At 35.9% G+C, this 19,740-nt stretch carries 21 protein-coding genes; 15 read left to right on the top strand and 6 right to left on the bottom strand.

Going from position 1 to position 19,740, the window contains the following annotated elements; genetic code table 11:
- Positions 1-74: 74 nt before the first annotated feature.
- The 6 genes from EZ449_RS10205 to gpmA all read left to right on the top strand — a co-directional run bounded on the left by EZ449_RS10205 (position 75) and on the right by gpmA (position 4,613).
- The gene (locus EZ449_RS10205) at positions 75-1,238 is read left to right on the top strand and encodes an MFS transporter (RefSeq protein WP_165499735.1); all 1,164 of its coding nucleotides are present in this window, start codon (positions 75-77) and stop codon (positions 1,236-1,238) included.
- 7 nt (positions 1,239-1,245) lie between these two features.
- Positions 1,246-1,821, top strand: coding sequence for a hypothetical protein (locus EZ449_RS10200; RefSeq protein ID WP_131558325.1), 576 nt, complete (start codon positions 1,246-1,248; stop codon positions 1,819-1,821).
- Positions 1,822-1,824: 3 nt separating this feature from the next.
- On the top strand, positions 1,825-2,232 hold the full coding sequence (locus EZ449_RS10195; protein WP_131558323.1) for a GNAT family N-acetyltransferase: 408 nt from the start codon (positions 1,825-1,827) through the stop codon (positions 2,230-2,232).
- 87 nt (positions 2,233-2,319) lie between these two features.
- Positions 2,320-3,435, top strand: coding sequence for a M42 family metallopeptidase (locus EZ449_RS10190; protein ID WP_131558320.1), 1,116 nt, complete (start codon positions 2,320-2,322; stop codon positions 3,433-3,435).
- The gene (locus EZ449_RS10185) at positions 3,435-3,725 is read left to right on the top strand and encodes a hypothetical protein (protein ID WP_131558318.1); all 291 of its coding nucleotides are present in this window, start codon (positions 3,435-3,437) and stop codon (positions 3,723-3,725) included. Before EZ449_RS10190 ends, EZ449_RS10185 begins: the two co-directional genes overlap by 1 nt.
- 198 nt (positions 3,726-3,923) lie before the next feature.
- A complete protein-coding gene (gpmA, locus tag EZ449_RS10180; RefSeq protein ID WP_131558316.1) occupies positions 3,924-4,613 on the top strand; it encodes a 2,3-diphosphoglycerate-dependent phosphoglycerate mutase in 690 nt (229 codons plus the stop codon).
- A 22-nt stretch (positions 4,614-4,635) separates the two neighbouring features.
- Here the strand turns inward: gpmA and xth are convergent, their stop codons facing one another.
- A complete protein-coding gene (xth, locus tag EZ449_RS10175) occupies positions 4,636-5,409 on the bottom strand; it encodes an exodeoxyribonuclease III (protein ID WP_131558314.1) in 774 nt (257 codons plus the stop codon).
- A 165-nt stretch (positions 5,410-5,574) separates the two neighbouring features.
- Between xth and EZ449_RS10170 the strand changes: the two genes are divergently transcribed.
- Together EZ449_RS10170 and EZ449_RS10165 are read left to right on the top strand one after the other, a co-directional pair.
- Positions 5,575-6,024, top strand: a complete 450-nt coding sequence (locus EZ449_RS10170; RefSeq protein ID WP_131558312.1) for a sigma-70 RNA polymerase sigma factor region 4 domain-containing protein — start codon at positions 5,575-5,577, stop codon at positions 6,022-6,024.
- Entirely contained in the window at positions 6,014-6,517 is a 504-nt protein-coding gene (locus EZ449_RS10165; protein ID WP_131558310.1) for a hypothetical protein, read from the top strand. Before EZ449_RS10170 ends, EZ449_RS10165 begins: the two co-directional genes overlap by 11 nt.
- 217 nt (positions 6,518-6,734) lie before the next feature.
- On the opposite strand, the gene EZ449_RS10160 is transcribed toward EZ449_RS10165, so the two are convergent.
- The 5 genes from EZ449_RS10160 to EZ449_RS10140 all read right to left on the bottom strand — a co-directional run bounded on the left by EZ449_RS10160 (position 6,735) and on the right by EZ449_RS10140 (position 11,169).
- Positions 6,735-7,253 (bottom strand): RNA polymerase sigma factor, encoded by a 519-nt coding sequence (locus EZ449_RS10160; RefSeq protein WP_131558308.1) that lies wholly within the window; start codon positions 7,251-7,253, stop codon positions 6,735-6,737.
- Between the two features lie 113 nt (positions 7,254-7,366).
- Positions 7,367-8,017, bottom strand: a complete 651-nt coding sequence (locus EZ449_RS10155; RefSeq protein WP_131558306.1) for a response regulator — start codon at positions 8,015-8,017, stop codon at positions 7,367-7,369.
- Positions 8,018-8,057: 40 nt separating this feature from the next.
- A complete protein-coding gene (locus EZ449_RS10150; protein ID WP_131558304.1) occupies positions 8,058-9,134 on the bottom strand; it encodes a PAS domain-containing sensor histidine kinase in 1,077 nt (358 codons plus the stop codon).
- Between the two features lie 353 nt (positions 9,135-9,487).
- The gene (locus EZ449_RS10145) at positions 9,488-10,609 is read right to left on the bottom strand and encodes a Gfo/Idh/MocA family protein (protein ID WP_225872283.1); all 1,122 of its coding nucleotides are present in this window, start codon (positions 10,607-10,609) and stop codon (positions 9,488-9,490) included.
- A gap of 137 nt (positions 10,610-10,746) precedes the next feature.
- Positions 10,747-11,169 (bottom strand): helix-turn-helix domain-containing protein, encoded by a 423-nt coding sequence (locus tag EZ449_RS10140; RefSeq protein ID WP_131558302.1) that lies wholly within the window; start codon positions 11,167-11,169, stop codon positions 10,747-10,749.
- A 351-nt stretch (positions 11,170-11,520) separates the two neighbouring features.
- Between EZ449_RS10140 and EZ449_RS10135 the strand changes: the two genes are divergently transcribed.
- From EZ449_RS10135 to EZ449_RS10105, 7 genes are all read left to right on the top strand, one after another.
- A complete protein-coding gene (locus EZ449_RS10135; RefSeq protein ID WP_131558300.1) occupies positions 11,521-11,937 on the top strand; it encodes a DUF1801 domain-containing protein in 417 nt (138 codons plus the stop codon).
- 241 nt (positions 11,938-12,178) lie between these two features.
- A complete protein-coding gene (locus EZ449_RS10130) occupies positions 12,179-14,596 on the top strand; it encodes an alpha/beta hydrolase family protein (protein ID WP_131558298.1) in 2,418 nt (805 codons plus the stop codon).
- A gap of 191 nt (positions 14,597-14,787) precedes the next feature.
- A complete protein-coding gene (locus EZ449_RS10125) occupies positions 14,788-15,684 on the top strand; it encodes a DnaJ C-terminal domain-containing protein (RefSeq protein ID WP_131558296.1) in 897 nt (298 codons plus the stop codon).
- A gap of 6 nt (positions 15,685-15,690) precedes the next feature.
- The gene (locus EZ449_RS10120; protein ID WP_131558294.1) at positions 15,691-15,987 is read left to right on the top strand and encodes a chaperone modulator CbpM; all 297 of its coding nucleotides are present in this window, start codon (positions 15,691-15,693) and stop codon (positions 15,985-15,987) included.
- 104 nt (positions 15,988-16,091) lie between these two features.
- Positions 16,092-17,666, top strand: a complete 1,575-nt coding sequence (locus tag EZ449_RS10115) for a helicase HerA-like domain-containing protein (RefSeq protein ID WP_131558292.1) — start codon at positions 16,092-16,094, stop codon at positions 17,664-17,666.
- A 70-nt stretch (positions 17,667-17,736) separates the two neighbouring features.
- Complete coding sequence (locus EZ449_RS10110; protein ID WP_131558290.1) at positions 17,737-18,636, top strand: nucleotidyltransferase family protein; 900 nt, start codon at positions 17,737-17,739, stop codon at positions 18,634-18,636.
- Positions 18,627-19,703 carry a phosphotransferase enzyme family protein gene (locus EZ449_RS10105; RefSeq protein WP_131558288.1) on the top strand — a complete coding sequence of 359 codons (1,077 nt, stop codon included), beginning with the start codon at positions 18,627-18,629 and terminating at the stop codon, positions 19,701-19,703. Before EZ449_RS10110 ends, EZ449_RS10105 begins: the two co-directional genes overlap by 10 nt.
- Positions 19,704-19,740: the final 37 nt, after the last annotated feature.

Here is a 19,740-nt window from a genome sequence, read left to right as displayed (position 1 = left end):
TTAACCAATTTACATTGAAAACATATTACGTGCACATCATCCATCTTACATAAATACATCTTACATCACCTTACATGTTAAAACGAATCGACATCCTCCTAATGGCCTTTTGTACAGGGCTTATTGTGGCCAACATTTATTATTGCCAACCGCTGGTTATTCTTATCGCCAAAGATTTTAAACTATCAGAAACTGATGCTGGCCGAATTACATACATTACACAAATAGGTTATGCCGTAGGTTTATTTCTTCTTGTTCCGCTTGGCGATATGTTCGAGCGTAAAAAGCAAATCCTCATCATTACTGGTTTAGCCATTTTAGCTTTATTGGTCGCTGCAATTTCCCATACGTTTTTCCTGCTCGAAATTGCCTCACTATTAATTGGAATTTGCTCTATTGTTCCGCAGCTTATTTTGCCAATGGCAGCCAACTTAAGTACCGATGAAAACAGAGGAGCCAATATTGGAATGATTATGAGTGGTTTATTGGTTGGCATTTTGGCTTCCAGAGCAGTTAGCGGAAGCATTGGCTTTTGGTTAGGTTGGCGAGGGGTTTACTATATGGCTGCAGGCATTTGCATTTTACTCATTGTGTTAATGGCCAAACGCTTTCCTCAAAGTTTGCCTGCATTTAAAGGTACTTATAGGGAATTAATGAGTTCGATGTTTAGCTACATTAAAACACAACCTGTATTGAGAGAAACCTCAATCATCAACTTCTTGGCTTTTGCCATCATCAGCGCATTCTGGACAACCATGGTTTTATACCTTGCTAATCCTCCTTTTAATTTCCAAACCTTACAAATTGGCTTATTCGGAATTGCAGGTGCAGCTGGAGCATTAGCCGCACCACTTGTAGGTAAATTAAGCGATGGAAATAATCCACGCAAAAATTTAATGATTGGCTTCGTTTTACAAATCATCAGCATTGCCTTATTTTATTTTACAGGAAATCACCTGTATTTATTCGTCATTGGCATCGTCTTGATTGACATCGGTCAACAGGCGATTCATGTAACCAACCAAACCAGAATTTACACCTTAATCCCTGAAGCTAGAAACCGTTTAAATACTATATTTATGTCGGTAAGTTTTATTGGTGCAAGTTGTGGTTCTGCACTTGGCCTTTGGCTTTGGGGCCAAGGTGGGTGGAATTTATTTTGCTACGGGATGACAGGGATAATTTTGCTAAACATTTTAATTTATCAGTTTTACGGAAGAAACAAACACTATAATTAATTCAAAAATGAAATCTAAAAACGCAATAACCTTACTTTTAGTTTGCATAATGGGTCTTGGAAATGCACAAGCACAAGAAAGCAAAATGGCAGATCAAGCAACAGAAGTAAAATCATTAAATAAGATTAGGCTTACCTTGCTTGGAGTAACGTATGAAAGAGAGCAGAAAATCGGAAAATTGAGTTCGGTATATGTTGCTGGTGGGGCTGCTGCATCTTTTGCTGTCCAAAGCTACAGTTATGGTTCAACATCAAAAACAGACACTTATTTTAATATATTCCCAACTATTAATGCTGGATTCAGACGTTATTATAACTTCGAACAGCGCAACAAGAAAGGCAAGAAAACGGCCAACAATGCGGCTAATTATTATGGCCTTGATGTATCTGCTTATTTTGCTCCACTTTTGGATAACGAATATTTTGGAAATGGCGAAATTGGTATAACTCCGCAATGGGGATTTCAGCGAAATATTGGCAAAAAAGTAAACTTCGAGTTAATGCTTGGTCCTACTGTACGTTTAGGCGATGGCGATCCATATTTTGGTGTAGATGGGAGAATAGGTTTTAGCTTCTTACTGTAATATATGGTTCAAATAGAGCAAATTTTTCCATCATTAACCTGGCGGATTAGACACGAAGCCATGTATCCTGATATGCCTTTGGATTCGGTAAAACTGAAAGATGATTTTGACGGCTTACATTTCGGATTATACGCAGACCACAAATTAGCAGGTGTAGTCTCACTTTTTTCACAAGGTGATGTCTATCAATTTAGAAAACTTGCCGTTCTTCCCGAATATCAAAAATTAGGTTATGGCGCCAAACTGATGGAATATATCTTAGATTTTTGTAAAATTCAGAAAGCGACTGCACTTTGGTGTAATGCCCGTGTTAATGCAAAGGAATTTTATTTTAAATTTGGCTTCCGCGAAACAGAAGATACCTTTTTTAAAGATGGATATGATTTCGTGGTAATGGAAAAAGAATTATAAATATTGACCGTCATGCTGAACTTGTTTCAGCATCTCTCTTAATAAGATTCTGAAATGAATTCAGAATGACGAAAACTATAAATAAATATGGCTAAGAAAAAAGAAGACGACAAGAAAAAACATGTAACTGTAGTAACTAAAAAATCGCTGCAGTTTTTAGAAGAATATATTAACAACCCTGCTCCTACGGGTTACGAATGGGAAGGGCAAAAACTTTGGCTTAACTATTTAAAACCTTATATCGATGAGCATTTTGTAGATAATTACGGTACTGCTGTGGGTGTGATCAATCCAAAGGCAGAATTTAAAGTAGTTATCGAGGCCCACGCCGATGAAATTTCTTGGTACGTAAATTACATCACCGCCGATGGTTTGATTTATGTTATCCGCAATGGAGGTTCCGATCATCAGATTGCGCCATCAAAACGCGTAAATATTCATACAGAAAAAGGTTTGGTTAAAGCTGTGTTCGGTTGGCCAGCCATCCACACTCGCCATGGCGAAAAAGAACAAGCGCCAGAGCTTAAAAACATCTTTTTAGATTGTGGTTGTATTTCTAAAGAAGAAGTAGAAAAATTAGGCATCCATGTGGGGTGTGTAATCACTTACGAAGACGAGTTTATGGTCTTGAATGATCGCTATTACGTTGGTCGTGCTTTAGATAACCGTGTTGGTGGTTTTATGATCGCCGAAGTTGCCCGTTTATTAAAAGAGAACAAGAAAAAACTTCCATTCGGACTTTATATCGTAAATTCTGTACAAGAGGAAATTGGCTTACGCGGTGCCGAAATGATTGCCCAACGCATTAAACCAAATGTGGCAATTGTTACAGATGTAACCCACGATACTACTACCCCGATGATCAATAAAAACATTCAGGGCGATTTATCAGCCGGAAAAGGACCAGTGGTTTCTTATGCTCCAGCTGTTCAAACTAACTTAAATAAATTGTTAATCAAAACTGCAGAGAAAAACGAAATTCCTTTCCAACGCCAGGCATCATCTCGTTCTACCGGAACCGATACTGATGCTTTTGCTTACTCAAATGGTGGCGTTCCATCGGCATTGATTTCATTGCCTTTGCGCTACATGCACACCACGGTAGAAATGGTGCATAAAGAAGACGTAGATAATGTAATCAGCTTAATTTACGAAAGCTTGTTAAACATTAAAGACGGACAAGATTTCAGGGAATTTAAATAATGGAAACAGATAAAATACCCTATCAAAAAATCATCATCAGAACCTTTTTACAGGTTTTGTTGATGATTGTAATCATTTTTACCATTAACTCTTGGCCAAGTATTAAGGAAAGTTTTAACGGAAATGTGCCTCCATTGCAGTATTGGCTAGATCATAGCTTCAAAATTAGTAATCTAATATTGATAGTTGGCTTCGGCGCTTATTTCTACTACAAGGGCGTAACCGATGCCAAAGAAGTTATAGCAAACGAGAAAAAGGTTAATGATAAATGGGATAATACGGAGGTTTAAGGATAATTCCTTAAACCTTTTTAATTTGAAAAGCAATTTCAGCGCTATGATTAATGTCCGTCCCGCCAATGCTACAAGTCCCGAAAAAATCGGGAGCTTTCCGCGAATGTCGGGTTTAGATTACTTCTGCCACTACAAAAATTTAAGCTAGCCCCACCCGTTTGCTCAATATCAAGCCTAAAATAAAAAGCTGAGTACATGAAAAAAATAGTATTAATCCGTCATGGAGAAAGTGTTTGGAACCTAGAAAATAGGTTCACCGGCTGGACAGATGTAGATTTATCAGAGAATGGTTACCGCGAAGCTAAAAAGGCCGGAGAAATTTTAAAAAAACACGGCTATAATTTCGACATCGCTTTTACATCCCTACTAAAAAGAGCAATAAAAACACTCCATATTATTTTAGAAGACCTTGATCATTTATGGATTCCGGAACATAAAAGCTGGCATTTAAACGAACGTTTTTACGGTGCCCTGCAAGGACTAAATAAAGCTGAAACTGCAGATAAATATGGTGCCGATCAAGTTTACAAATGGAGAAGAGATCCTGATGAAGAACCACCAGCAGTAACCATAGATGATGAGCGTTACCCTGGGAAAGACTTACGTTACCAACTGGTGAAGCCCGAAGAATTGCCATTAACCGAAAACCTCAGCGATACCATTTCTCGAGTGCTCCCTTATTGGAATGAATCAATTGTACCAGCCATCAGCCGAAACGAAAAAGTGATTATTTCTGCCCACGGCAACAGCTTAAGGGCACTTATTAAATACCTCGATAATTTATCAAATGAAGAAGTTACCGCACTCGAAATCCCGACAGGTGTTCCGTTGGTTTATGAGTTAGATGATGATCTCCAAAAAATTAGGCATTACTATCTTGAATAATAGATAGCTAATATTCTTATAATTAATCCTCAATTTCTATCCAAACCGGACCGTGATCGCTTGTTTTTTCCCAACCTCTTACTTGTTTATCCACACCTGCAGCTTTAAGTCTTTCGCTAACTTGTGGACTAAGCAAAAAGTGATCAATTCTTAAACCTGCATCTCTGCCGTAAGCATTGCGGAAATAATCCCAAAAGGTATAAATTGTTTCATCAGGATAAAGTTTACGGATGGCATCTGTCCAACCTTGCGCCATTAAATTTTGAAACGCCAGCCTTGTTTCTGGTCGGAACAAGGCATCTTCTACCCAGCGCTCGGGCTTATAAGCATCCAATTCCGTTGGAATAACGTTATAATCGCCAGCTAAAACAACAGGCAAATTATATTCTAATAACTTGGCGGCATGTGCCGTGAAACGTTCGAACCATTGCAATTTATAATCAAACTTCGGACCTGGTGCAGGGTTCCCATTGGGAAGGTATAAGCAACCAATCACTACATTGTTTACCATTGCTTCAATATATCTACTATGCAAATCCTCAGGATCACCATCCAAGCCGCGTCTCAACTCCTTAATTTCTAAATCTCTAGCCAAAATTGCCACACCATTCCAGCTTTTTTGTCCATGCCAAATGGCATTGTAACCAGCGGCCTTAATTGCCTCTTCCGGAAACTTCTCTTGTGGTGCTTTCAGCTCTTGTAAGCAAACTACATCTGGCTTCGTTTCTTCTAACCAACGTAATAAAACCGGCAAACGGCCATTAACACCATTCACATTATAGGTTGCAATTTTCATGTTATAAATCTCTATAATAAAACTCGAAAGTGAAAGTAACTTGCCTAATTTATATTATTTTAAGAAATTTCTTACACTTATTTGAACTGCTTTTCCCTAATTAATTTTACATTTTTTAATAATTAGAGCTTATCTTGCATCATTTACTAGATTCAATTTATATCAATGTTCAAAGCAGTTCTAAACGTCCCTCCTGCCGAACCAAAGGATATCCGTTGGTTTTATGATAAGTATGCAGCAATGTTACTTGGTTATATTAATGGCATTGTTAAAGATCATCAAAAAGCAGAGGATCACCTTGTGGTTATACTTATGGCATTTGCGAATGAGTTTAACGGAGAGGTAAAAGACAAAAATTACCAAAGCACTTGGCTCCAATTAAGGCAATTTGCTCAAAATAAATTAGCTTTTGCATCTGTTAATTCCGATCAACCAATTCAAAAGGATGATCAACTTAATTTGCTAAACGATTTACAAAAGCACATTTTTTGTGCTATTTACTACCAAGGAAAATCAATTTCTTATCTGGCTAATGTTTTAGAAAAAGAAGAGGATGAGGTTCGCAATCAATTAAAGTTATCAATAGATAAAATGAGGAGGGCACGTGGAAATTAAAAAAATTATGGATAGCGGTTTAATGGAAACTTTTGTGATGGGAATCGCCACAGAAGAAGAAGTTGAAAAAGTTTTGCTCCTTAAAAAACAGCATCCCGAATTTCAAGATGCGCTAGAACAACTGGAACTAGATATGGAGGCTTTGGCATTAAGTATGGCAGTTCCTCCCCCAATAGGTGCTTTGGAAAAAATAGAAAATGAGATAAATGAAATTCAGCTCCGTAATAAATCAATTCAAAAAGCGCCAGAAGTAGATGATAGATTTGATAGGGCTTACCAAGAGCGCACCAAACAAGAACGGTACATCGAGGTAGAATCAGAATCAAACCAAATGCGTATTAATAAGGCATGGAAATGGGTTTTTGCCGCAGTTTTTATTTTGGGGAAAGTATTTTTGGCAACAGCGATATATTTTTATTTGGAGAATCGCCAAGCCCAAGAACAAATTAAGGATTTAAAAATTGAGCTTAAACTAAAAACGCCAATAAAATAACCTCATCCAAGCATTAAACATAAAAAAGGGATAAGCTAAAAAGCTTATCCCCAAATCTAAACCCCAACATGCGCTCAAACATGAAAGAGTGAACAAAAATAACAAATAGACCTTAAATTGGTTCCGATTTTTGAGTGATAATTATTTAAGAAGCGATCATGTTACAATAGAATGATTGAAAGGAAATTCATTTTTTAGAAATTCACATTTCCAAAAATTAAGCAGCCAAACCAGTTTTGTAATTCTTCAGCATCTTTTTTAACAAGCCCCTAGCCACGTGAATTTTAGTTTTTACTGTTCCAAGAGGAATATCCATCTCAGCAGCTATCTCATGGTATTTGTATCCTTCAAAATAGCGACAAAAACAAAACCGACAATCTTCCGGTAAGGCATTAAGTGATTTTTGAATATCATCCATCATAAACTTTGCTGCGCCTGCATTAGATGAGGAACTTGGCAAAAGTTGTGCAGAAGATAAATCTTCATCCTGCTGAACCATTTCATTTTTACGCTTTACCTTATAGTAATGATTTAAGAAAGTGTTTTTCAGAATTGTAAACAACCATGCCCTTACATTACTACCCAATTGAAACTTTCCAGAAAAACGAAAAGCTTTCATAAATGTATCTTGTACAAGATCGGCAGCCTCATCCTCGTCTCGGGTGTAAGCTAAGGCACGATCTAAAAGTATTTGCCTATATTGATAAATATCGCAATTGAAGTTTAATGTTTCCATTGTTGGTTAGGGATATGTCTAACCATTCAACAATATCTAGGTATCGATGTTATTTGTAAAAATACCCGATTTTTTACGGTTTATGTAAAATCGTCAAATATAGGCGTCCAAAGCTACGAAATATAGCCATTATGCATAGCAAATCGAACCAATGAAGCTGAGTTTTTAGTGCCAGTTTTACTAATTAATGCCTCTCTTTGACTCTCTACCGTTCGCCTGCTCAAGTATAATTTATCGGCGATTTCTTGATTGGTTAAACCATCTGAAATCAGTTTTAATACATTTATTTCGCGATCAGAAAAGCTAATTTGAGTAATCGTTTTTTGAGAAAGAACATTTAATTGATTGTTAAATCGCTCTAAGATAGAGATGCATAAATTAGATGAAAGATACCTCTTCCCTTTCATTACGTGTTGCAGGCAAAACAAAAGTTCATCTTCTTCTATAGCTTTTGAAAGGTAAGCCGAAGCTCCTGAAATAAAGGCGTTTGAAGCATATTTTTCATCTTCCAAAATGGATAAAAGAACCACCTTTGTTTGGTAACCTAGTTCGCTTATCTTACTTGTCAATTTTATTCCATCAAGTTGGGGCATCGCCACATCAGATAACACAATGTCGGCTTCAATTCCTTTTTCCAAAAGCGCTAAAACAGCTAAGCCATCGGGAACTTCTGCCACAACTTTAATGCCTTCATGTTTTTCAATTAGTGTCTTCAGAGAAGTACGGATAATGTTATGGTCATCCGCAAGAATAATGTTAATCATAATTCAAATATAACTGACGATATTTTAAATTTAAAAATGGTTACTTAGGTAGTTCGATATAGAAAGTGGTTCCGACACCAACTTCACTCTCAAACCATATTTTGCCTTGGTGTAAATCAACAATCGACTTGATAATGCTCATGCCAAATCCACCAGATTCTTCACCTTTTAATCCTGGCCTTAGTGTTTGTGGAAGTCTATTAAATAAACCAGCCTGCAAATCCTCTGGAATACCAATACCATCATCACTAACGCTGATAACTACAGAATTTTCACACTCCTCTGCATGTACGCCGATATAGCCATTATCGTTAGTGAATTTTAAAGAATTTGAGATCAAATTATTAATCACTTGAAGAAATTTCATACTATCTAATCGCATGTAAATCTTCTCAGATGAGGTGGTAAATTGAAAATTTTTAGTTTTGCCTAATTTAGATCGCTTATAGAAACGAACAACATCCCTTAATTCCCAAACCAATTCTGCCCGCTCTTTTCCTATTTCTACCTCTGCAGATTTAAGAAATTCCTTATTGATCATGCTTCGCACCAATCGTAAATTTCGCTCGCACATATCTTTAATAAATGAAACCGAATTTATCATTTCTAAACTGCCGGTTTTAGCAATATCATTTTCCATTGATGATGCTGTTAAACGCATCATGCCAAGCGGTTCTTTTAAATCGTGGGCCAAAACCTCTAATGTGATATTTTTTCGAGCATTAATTTGTTCGATGTGAATCTTATTATGCCTCATTACAGTGGTATCCTCAACTGTACCTACTAAATCTAATCCAGATATGTTATTGACAGGGTAAATAATCATCCGAACATATTTCTCTACATGCTCAACCAACAATCGAAATTCATATTTTTTTTCTGTACCATCTTCTAAACATTCTTCTAAACAAGATTTTGCATGATCAATATCTTCGGGATGAATTCTATTAACTAGCAACTTCGGAGTATTTAAGATTTGATTTTTCTCTATTCCCCAAATCTTTCCAAATGAATCATTTAAATATTGAAAACTTTTACTTTCAACACTATAAATAAAATATCCATCAACTGAAAGATTTCCAATTTTTGAGAAGAGATCGTTATTTAATTCGGCCATATTTAATTGTTTGATCGTTTTAACAACTCATTAGCTAACTATTACTAGCGAAACACAAACAGAAAGGCTGAGCAAATGGTTTTAATATTTTTAAAATGAGTATAAATACGCGATATTTTACCTATTTAAGCCGTTTTTAGCTAGTCTACCCAAAAGATATTAACATTATTAACAAGATGTGTAAAATTATTTTGCGCAACAAAACTAACTAATCCCTAAATTGTTATTCGTAAAACAAGGACAAAAAAGTCCTGTGAGCGGGAGATCCGCGGAGGGCAGGCACACCATAAAAAAGCGTAAAATCCTTTGATTATAGCCATCAACTTCGATGGCTATTTTTATTTTAAAACACCTTAGTTTAGGTAGACTTTTTTTCCTGTCTTAGCAGATTGTTTTGCAGCCTCTAAAATTTTAACGACTATTAAATTATTGCTTAGCGAGGATAAGTCACTTTGTGATTTTATACTTCCTTTTAGGATAGCTGATAAATAGCTCAGGTGGTTTGCATAAGTTGGAGCCAATTCCTTTGCTTTGTAAATCTTATAATCGCTCTTGCCGTTTTCCTTGATCCTTAAATCATTTTCATTTACGGCTTGGATGTAACCCGAAGCACCAAAAACTTCCAAATCTTTTATACTAAAAGGCCAATTCCACGAAGCCTCTACAATTCCTGTTGCATCTTTATATTCTAGCAAAATGGTTGCATCATCATCTACGTTTGGATAAACAGTCTTTTTTATTTGATAAGTAATAGCAGTTACAGATAATGGTGCTTTGCCATCCATAAGCCATGTCATTAAATTAGCGCCATAACATCCAAAATCTACGAGCGCACCAGCTCCATTTTTATCAGGATCGGTTAACCAGTTTAAAAATTCTTTGCTAACTCCAATTTCGTTAGGTCCTTGATGACCATCATGCACAATCATTTTTCTAATGCTGCCTATTTGGTTAGCATCTTTTACATTTCTATAAACTTCTTGATTGCTAGGATACCACGTGGTTTCGTAATTGGTAAGGACTTGAATACTATATTGTTTTGCTAACTCCGCCATTCTATTGGCTTGTTTAGAATTTATAGCCAAAGGTTTTTCTACCATTACAGAAATTCCAAGTGGGGCAGCTGCTTCTACAACCGCCAAATGATCGCTTATGGCATTATAAGCCAGCACAACATCAGGCTTTTTGCTCTCTAAAAGTTGAGGTAATGTTTTGTAGAAAATGCTATCAGGGATTTTGTATCGATTTTTGAAACGAGTTACCAATTCAGGATTACCCTCGGCTATTCCAATAATGTTTACATCGCCCTTTTGATAGCTATTCATGATTAAATAAACATGATCATGATTTAAGCCAACAACGGCTACATTGAGTTTTTGCTGTGCTTGAGCAACGTTAACAAATAGCAAGCTAAACACAAGTAAGCTAAATGCTGTTTTAACATTTGAAGTTAATTTAAGGATAGATTGAATCACTGGAATAATTATTTAACAAGGTTATTACCAAGTTAAAAATTATAAATCCTCCCAAATAGAAAACATAAAAATATTACAAATGTGAATACAAGAGATTGTACTCACATTTGATATGAATTATTAAACCTTAATTATGGTTACTGATATAAGAATGTTCCCGTTCTTTTATCTGGAATTGGAAACTCATTCTTTAAAGGATCCTTTGATGGTTCCACTTTATCACTTGCAAGAATCTCATTGTATTTTTCTAGTAACTGAATGTATTTATTCATCCAAAAATAAACTGAACTAGGATCTGTGGTATTTTGATCTTGCTCTAAACTAGAAACCGATTGCTCTGGATTGTATTCGAGAAATACATCCGGAAATGCTGTTGATAAATCTTGACCGAGTATTTTGCATACTTGCCAAATAACAACTTTATTCAGTCTATCCTGACCGAACCAGTTGTATATTGTTCTGCGGCTAACGTTAAGCTTTCTAGACAGCTCACTGATGCCCATGCGATCTCTACGTATTAAACGTTCGAGAACCTCTCCGTGTTTTAGTTGTGTTGTCATTGAGATAATTAATTTTAATAGAGAAAATTTAATTAAATCAAACATCAGGGACGATTTGACAGGACTAATTTAAAAAAAATTGTGAAATAATGTATAACAACTATTGATTTTTTGATATTTATCAATAAATTGAGTACTAAAAATCAAAAGAATATCTAGGGATTATAAAAATAATAATAAAATTCAGCAAATTTCAGCCTGTTTAATAAGTCATACTAAAAGAATCTGTAATTTTTGGATGTAAATTTCGAGACATTAATTTAATATAGATTTAACGTATGGTTAATTTATCTCAAAATATATTAATTTTTAATTTTACTTGCAATAATTACAATCTATTTTACTCATGATATGACACAAAATAAAACCACAGAAAATAACTTAAGTGTTATAGATTTTTTAAACAAAGTTGAGAACGAATCCAAAAGAATAAATTGCCAAAAACTAGTTAAAATTATAACTGAAATAACTGGCTTTGAGGCAAAAATGTGGGGACCTGCAATTATTGGCTTTGGCAGTTATCACTATAAATACGAAAGTGGCAGAGAAGGTGATGCACCACTTGTTGGTTTTTCGCCACGAAAAAATGCAATTGCACTGTATTTTTCATCAGAATTTAAAGATCGAGAGGAACTGCTCTCCAGATTTGGCAAGCACGAGACGGCGAAAGCTTGCATTTACATTAATCAATTAAATGATATCGACATTGAAGTACTTAAAATAATGATTACAAATTCTGTGGAGAGGATTAAAAGTTTATATCATTAGTGATTTTGCATTTGCCAAAAACATCTACCTGTAGTTATTAAACCCGATTGAGCAAAATAGCTCCAATTTCGATTTTTCTTCGAAATTGCGACTATTAGAGAAAGCGGGACTAACCGTTTCCGAAGAACAAAGAAACATTCATTTCCAAATCATTTTAAAAACGTGTAAATAAGAAGTTACGCAGCAATAAAGTAAATTTTGCAATATTTGGGTATTCCTTATATCAAAAACAAAACCGGAAATGATTAAAAAACTACACCTCTATTTCTTAATAGTAGGCACTTGCGTATCTTTAAATGCTACGGCTCAAGACGCGGTTAGCTACCAAACACCGCCAAAAGAAATCGCCGATTTATTGTTGGCCAAACCAACACCTGGAATAAGTATTGATGGGAAAGCAGAATGGATTTTATTTAGCGAACGCAATTCCTATCCATCAGTAGAAGAGTTGGCAATGCCAGAATATCGTATAGCTGGTTTAAGATTAAATCCAAATAATTATTCTCCAAGTCGACAGAATTACATTAACAATTTTAGCCTGAAGAATATAAAATCGAGTCAAACTTTTCAGGTTACTGGTCTGCCAATGCCCTTATATGCGGGCAATATTAATTGGAATCCATCAGAAAATAAGATTGCCTTTACCAATACAACTCAAAAAGGTGTAGACTTATATATTATTGATTTAGCAACGAAAAAAGCAACAAAAACAAATAAGACTTACTTAAACGTTGTTTTAGGAAGTGGTTTAACTTGGTTGAATGATAACACAATTATTTATCGCACAGTAACCAAAATAGCAAGTGCTGCACCTACTAAACCATTAATGCCAAAAGGGCCAACCATCCAGCAAAACTTAGGCAAAGCGGCTCCGAGCGCAACTTATCAAGATTTAATCAAATCGCCTTTTGATGAGCAGTTATTTGAGTTCTATGGAACCTCTCAGCTGGTGAAAAACACTGCAGGTATAGAAACCCCGATTGGTAAACCCGCAATTTATGCGATGACAAGTTTATCTCCAGATAAAACCTACATGATGACTGAAACCATTAGAAAGCCATTCTCCTATCTGGTTACAGCTTCTGGATTTCCATCAACCGTAACCATTACCGATTTAACAGGAAAACTGGTTAAAGTGATTGCAGAATTACCATCTGCAGAAGGAACGCCATCTGGTTATGATAATACGCAAAATGTACCTCGAGGTTTCGACTGGAGGGATGATGAGCCTGCAACTTTGGTTTGGTCTAAGCCTTTAGATAGCGGTTTAATAAAAAAAGAAGTGCCTTTCCACGACGCTGTTTATGCCTTAAGTGCTCCTTTTACCGGAGCAGAGAAAGAGTTGTTTAAAACGCAAACCCGTTACCGTGGAGTACAATGGGGCGATGCTAACCTTGCACTAATTATGGAGGGATTACGCAGCAAGCAAACCAACAAGGTAAGTAGATATAACCCCACTACAGGCGCTGTTGAAGAACTTTACAGCCGCAACCAAACCGATGCTTATGGCAGCCCTGGTTCTCCAGTTACTTCAAAAAACAAGTATGGCCGCCAGGTAATTCATACTGTAGATAATGGAACCAAATTATTAATGAACAATATTGTTGGCTCATCAGAAAAAGGCGATTTACCTTTCTTGGCTAAATTCGATTTAGCTTCAAAAAAGAATGAAATTATTTGGCGCAGTGCTGAGGGAACATTTGAATATGTAAGTGAGGTAATTAATCCTGATAAATTGGTTTTACTTACACGTAAGGAAAGCCAGAAATTGGTGCCGAACTATTTTATCAAGAACCTTGTTCTTCGTATCGCTGATCAACCGATTACTAATTTTGCAAACCCTTATCCATCTTTAGAGGGAATTACTAAAGAAAAGGTTTCTTACAAACGTGCAGATGGCGTTGATTTAACTGGCGATTTATATTTGCCAAAAGGATATAACAAAGAGAAAGATGGTCCGCTTCCAACATTGATTTGGGCTTACCCTCGCGAATTTAACTCTGCCGCAGATGCTGCTCAAATTCGCGGATCGAAAGATAAGTTTACCTCAATTTCTTGGGGCTCTCCAATTTATTGGGTTACCCGTGGTTATGCCGTTTTAGATAATGCAGAAATGCCAATTGTAGCGAAAGATGGTAAAAAACCTAATGATACTTTTGTTGATCAGTTGAGCTTAAATGCTGAAGCTGCTATAAACAAACTAGCAGATTTAGGTGTTGGCGATAGAAAAAGAATGGCAGTTGGCGGACATAGCTACGGTGCATTTATGACAGCTAATCTACTAGCCCACACCAATTTATTTGCTGCTGGAATTGCCAGGAGTGGCGCTTACAACCGTACTTTGACACCATTCGGGTTCCAAAATGAAGATCGTACTTACTGGCAAGCGCCACAGTTGTATTACGAAATGAGTCCATTTAGTTATGCTGATAAAATTAAAACACCATTGTTATTAATTCACGGCGATTCTGATGATAACACAGGTACATTCCCTATTAACAGTGAGCGTTTGTTTGCTGCCATTAAGGGTGCTGGCGGAACAGTTCGTTTCGTGTTTTTACCATACGAGGCTCACGGATATCGTGGCAAAGAAAACATCTTACATAACCTTTGGGAACAAGATCAATGGCTTGAAAAATACGTGAAGAATAAAAAATAATCCCCTATTGTTCTATTTTAAATGCCCCAATTGGGGCATTTTTTGTATAGGATTATTTAAACTTTACAAATAAAAAGCGGTAATTAGTTTTACAGAAAAATCACAATTTTGACCACTTAAAATTCTCTATTTTAAGCCTACATTTATAAAAGCAAAACTGAACATTACCATCAATTATTTGTTTACCGATTATGGACTACATAGACTATTATAAAATCCTCGATTTAAAGAAAGATGCATCAACAGACGATATTAAAAAAGCATATAGAAAGTTGGCTAGAAAACATCACCCTGATTTAAATCCAGATAATGAGGAGGCCAATAAGAAGTTCCAACAAATTAACGAGGCGAATGAAGTTTTAAGTGATCCCGAGAAACGCAAAAAGTATGATAAGTATGGAAAAGATTGGCAACATGCCGATCAACTAGATGCTCAACAGCAACAACAAAAACAACAACAATCGCAAGGTGCAGGATACGGTGGTGGTGGATATTCTAGCGGCTATGGCGGAGAGGATTTTTCTGACTTTTTCTCATCAATGTTTGGCGGTGGCGGAGGCAGAAGTAGTCGGAATTCTCCTTTTAAAGGCCAAGATTACAATGCAGATTTACAGCTAAACCTAATCGATGCCTATACAACCCATAAGCAAACCCTAACGGTAAATGGAAAACAGGTGCGAATAACTATTTCGGCTGGTGTAGAGAACGGACAGAAAATTAAATTGCCAGCTTATGGTGCGCCAGGTGTAAATAATGGTCCTCCAGGAGATTTATTTATTAAATTCAATATTGCGGATGATCCAAAATTTAAACGAAAAGGGAACGACATCTACATTCAGGAAGATATTGATTTATACACTGCGGTACTTGGTGGAGAAAAAATTGTAGAAACCCTTAATGGCAAGGTTAAACTTAAGGTGCCAGAGGGTACCCAACCCGATGCGAGCCTTAGATTAAAAGGAAAGGGTTTCCCATTGTATAAAAAAGAGAATCAGTTTGGGGATTTGTATATCAAATGGCAAGTTAAAATCCCGACAAATATCAACACCGAGCAAAAAGAATTATTTGAAAAACTTTCCAAACTCTAACCAAATATGGAAAATAATTTAATCTCGATCAAAGATGTATGCGCTCATCACCAAGTAGAAATTAACTTCATCCAATCTCTGGAAGATTTCGGGTTGATCCAAACCAAGATCGTAAAAAAAACAACTTTTTTAGATACAGATGAGCTTTCTAAATTGGAACGTTATTTACGTTTAAGCCAAGATCTTGAAATTAATCTAGAGGGATTACATGCAGTTTCCCACTTACTTAATCAACTTCAAGAGGTACAAAAGGAATTAAACAGCTTAAAAAATGAACTGAATTATTATAAGCAGCTTCATTAAAACCGTTAATCAATCGTTTGTGCAAATTTTTGCTTTAAAAGTGAAAGCAAAAACACAATCTTTTTAAGATGAATTTCTTAAATTGGCAATCTAATTTTTAAAAAATGAGTGAACTATCTTCAAAATTCATCGAAAAAATAAAATCATCCTATACCCCAACGGGTTCGTATATTTATTTGGGCGCTGGAATTTTAGATGGCCAAGTTTACAGTGATGCTGAAGTTAATTTATCATTAAAGATGATGAATAGGCATGGCTTAATTGCTGGGGCAACAGGAACCGGAAAAACACGAACACTACAACTACTGGCCGAGCAACTCTCTGATGCTGGTGTTCCAGTTTTTATGTTAGATGTTAAGGGAGATCTGTCAGGCTTAAATCAGCCAGGAGCAGTAAACCCAAAGATTGAAGAAAGAGCTACACAATTAAATAAACCATTTACCCCATCGGGTTTCCCTGTAGAAATATATTCCCTATCAGGTAAAATAGGTGCACAAATGCGTGCAACAGTATTAGAGTTTGGCCCTACCCTCTTATCAAAGGTTTTAGATTTAAATGATACTCAAGCGGGTGTAATGGCTGTAATATTTAAATATGCCGACGATAATAAAATGCCCATTATCGATTTAAATGATTTAAAAAAATTAGTCTCTTATTTATCTGAGGGTGCTGGAGCAGCAGAAATTAAAAGCGATTATGGCAGTATTTCAACATCAACTTCTGGAACAATTTTAAGGAAAATTGTTGCTATTGAGCAGCAAGGATTAGCGGGTATGTTTGGAGAAACCTCTTTTGATATTGGAGATCTTTTTGAACGCGTAGATGGTAAAGGAATAATCAGTTTATTAAACATTTCCGATGTTCAGAATCAGCCAGTTCTATATTCAACTTTTCTGTTAAGTCTTTTAGCAGAGCTGTTTAATTCAATGCCCGAAGTTGGCGATTTGGATAAACCGAAATTGGTATTCTTTTTTGATGAGGCACATTTACTATTTAAAAATTCATCCAAAGCATTTCTAGAACAAATTGAAACGATAATTAGGTTAATTCGTTCAAAAGGCATTGGAGTTTTCTTTTGTACGCAAGCACCAACAGATGTGCCAGAGAGTGTGCTGGGCCAGCTTGGTAATAGAATTCAACATGCATTGAGGGCTTTTACACCTAATGATGTTGATGCACTAAGAAAAACGGTAAACACTTATCCAAAATCAGACTTCTATGAGATTGATAAGATTCTAACTTCGTTAGGTACAGGCCAAGCTTTGGTAACCGTTCTTAACGAAAAAGGAATCCCAACTGAAGTTTCGGCAACAATGCTTACCCCACCAAGGGCTATAATGGGACCGCTAACCTCGACAGATTTTGACAAAGTTATTCAAGGAAGTTCAATGTTTGCAAAATATAAGGATAACATTGATAAGGAAAGTGCTTATGAAATGCTTACCAAGCGAATAAACGACCAAACTGCCATTGCAGAGCAAGAAAAGCAAGAGGTAGAGGCACAAAAGCAAGAAGAGGCTGAAAGCAAACCTAAATCTGGTGAGAAAAGCATTGTAGAGCAAGTTATGGGCGCTACAATAACACGCCAAATTGGAAAGGAAATTGTTCGAGGAATATTTGGAATGCTCACAGGCAAAAAAACAAGAACCAGAAGTGGTGGCAGTTTATTTGGATTTTAATTAGGATAATGAATCACAATAGTACTAAATATCTATTAAGAATTAACGCTCAAATCACTATTTTCGCAATATGAAACCTACCCTATTAATATTAGCAGCTGGTATGGCTAGCCGTTATGGAAGCATGAAACAAATCGATGGTTTTGGACCCAATGGAGAAACCATAATCGATTATTCAATATATGATGCAATTAATGCCGGCTTTGGCAAAGTTGTATTCATTATTAAAGAAGAATTTGTAGATAATTTTAAATCTATCTTCGAACCGAAATTAAATGGCAGAATGGAAACAGATTATGTTTTTCAAAATTTCGATTTAAAACAATTTGGCATCGAAGAGGAGATTTACCGCGAAAAGCCATGGGGAACTGCCCATGCAATTCTTTCTGGAAGAAAAGTAGTGAAAGAGCCATTTTGTGTAATCAATGCTGATGACTATTACGGTTATGATGCATTTAAAAAAATGGTTGATTTCTTAACAGATGAAGCAACGGACAGCAACTTCTCTATTATAGGATACGAAATCGGCAAAACACTTTCAGAATTTGGCGCTGTTTCTCGTGGCGTTTGTAAAGTTGATGCAGCAGGCAACCTAGAAGAAATTATAGAGCGTACAAAGGTTTATCCAAAAGATGATAAAATCTTTTATGAAGAAGATGGTGAGGAATTCCCATTGAGTTTCGATACTCCTGTTTCTATGAATTTTTGGGGTTTCACTCCTGCGGTATTTAACATTACCGAGAAATTATTTGTAGAATTCGCTTTGGCAAATAAAGATAAACCTAAAGCGGAGTTTTTCATCCCATTAATTGGAGAAAACTTGGTAAGAACTGGAGAAGCAAGTTTTAAAGTGGTACCTACATCGAATAAATGGTTCGGCGTAACCTATAAAGAAGATAAACCTTATGTTCAAGATAGTATTAACCAATTGGTTAGTAATGGAACATACCCTGAAAAACTATGGAGTTAAATTTAGATTCCGAAGTTTTAAAAGCATACGGGTACACTAAAGAAAATATTAAAATTACACAAATAGGTACGGGTTTAATTAACCGTACTTATTTGCTTTCGCCCTTATCTGAAAAAATTCAATATATTCTTCAGAACATTAATACTTCGGTTTTTAAAGATCCGCAGGCAATTGCTGATAATCTTCAAGCCATTGCAAAATATCTGGCTAAAAAATATCCCGATTACCTTTTCATTAAGCCCATTTCTACAGTCAGTGGAAATGAAATGGCATACATTAAATATGAGCATTGGAGAATGTTGCCGTTTGTTCCAAATACGGTTTCATTAGATGTTCTAACTAACGAAAAACAAGCTTACGAAGCCGCTAAACAGTTCGGAAAACTTAGCCGACTATTAAATGATTTTGACGCCTCGGCATTGAAGCCAACTATTCCAGGCTTTCATGATTTAGCTTTAAGATACGAGCAGTTTACATTAGCCTTAACCAAAACATCTAAAGCATTAAAAGGCAAGGCAAAACCTGAAATAGACGATGCCATTAGGCACAAATATATTTTAGATTACTATAAATCTTTTGCACACAGACCTGATTTCCCAAATCGCGTAATGCATCACGATACCAAAATCAGTAATGTATTGTTAGATGCTAAAACATTTCAAGGCGTGTGTGTAATTGATTTAGACACTATTATGCCCGGTAAATTCATTTCAGATTTGGGTGATATGATGCGCACCTATTTGTGTGCATTCTCAGAAAATGAAAGCGATTTAAGCAAGGTTAAAATACGCTTACATTATTTCGAAGCCATGGTTAAAGGCTACTTATCAGAAATGAAAAGCATATTAACCGAGTTGGAGAAAGAATTGATTCTATTTTCTGGAAGATACATTATCTACATGCAAGCGTTACGTTTCTTAACTGATTTTTTAAACGGAAATATTTATTATCCAACAAGTTATGCCGAACAAAATTTAGATCGAGCTAAAAATCAATTTAAATTACTTCATGAAATCTCGGTAAACGAAAAAGAATTGCAAGATATTATTGAAGAGAATTTGGTTTAGGTCTTGTCCATAAAATGATAACATCGAAATATGAGGC

This window comes from Pedobacter frigidisoli, assembly GCF_004331675.1.
Lineage (GTDB): Bacteria > Bacteroidota > Bacteroidia > Sphingobacteriales > Sphingobacteriaceae > Pedobacter > Pedobacter frigidisoli.
The sequence above is the reverse complement of the archived record's forward strand: the minus strand, read 5'-3'. Positions and strand labels throughout refer to the sequence as shown.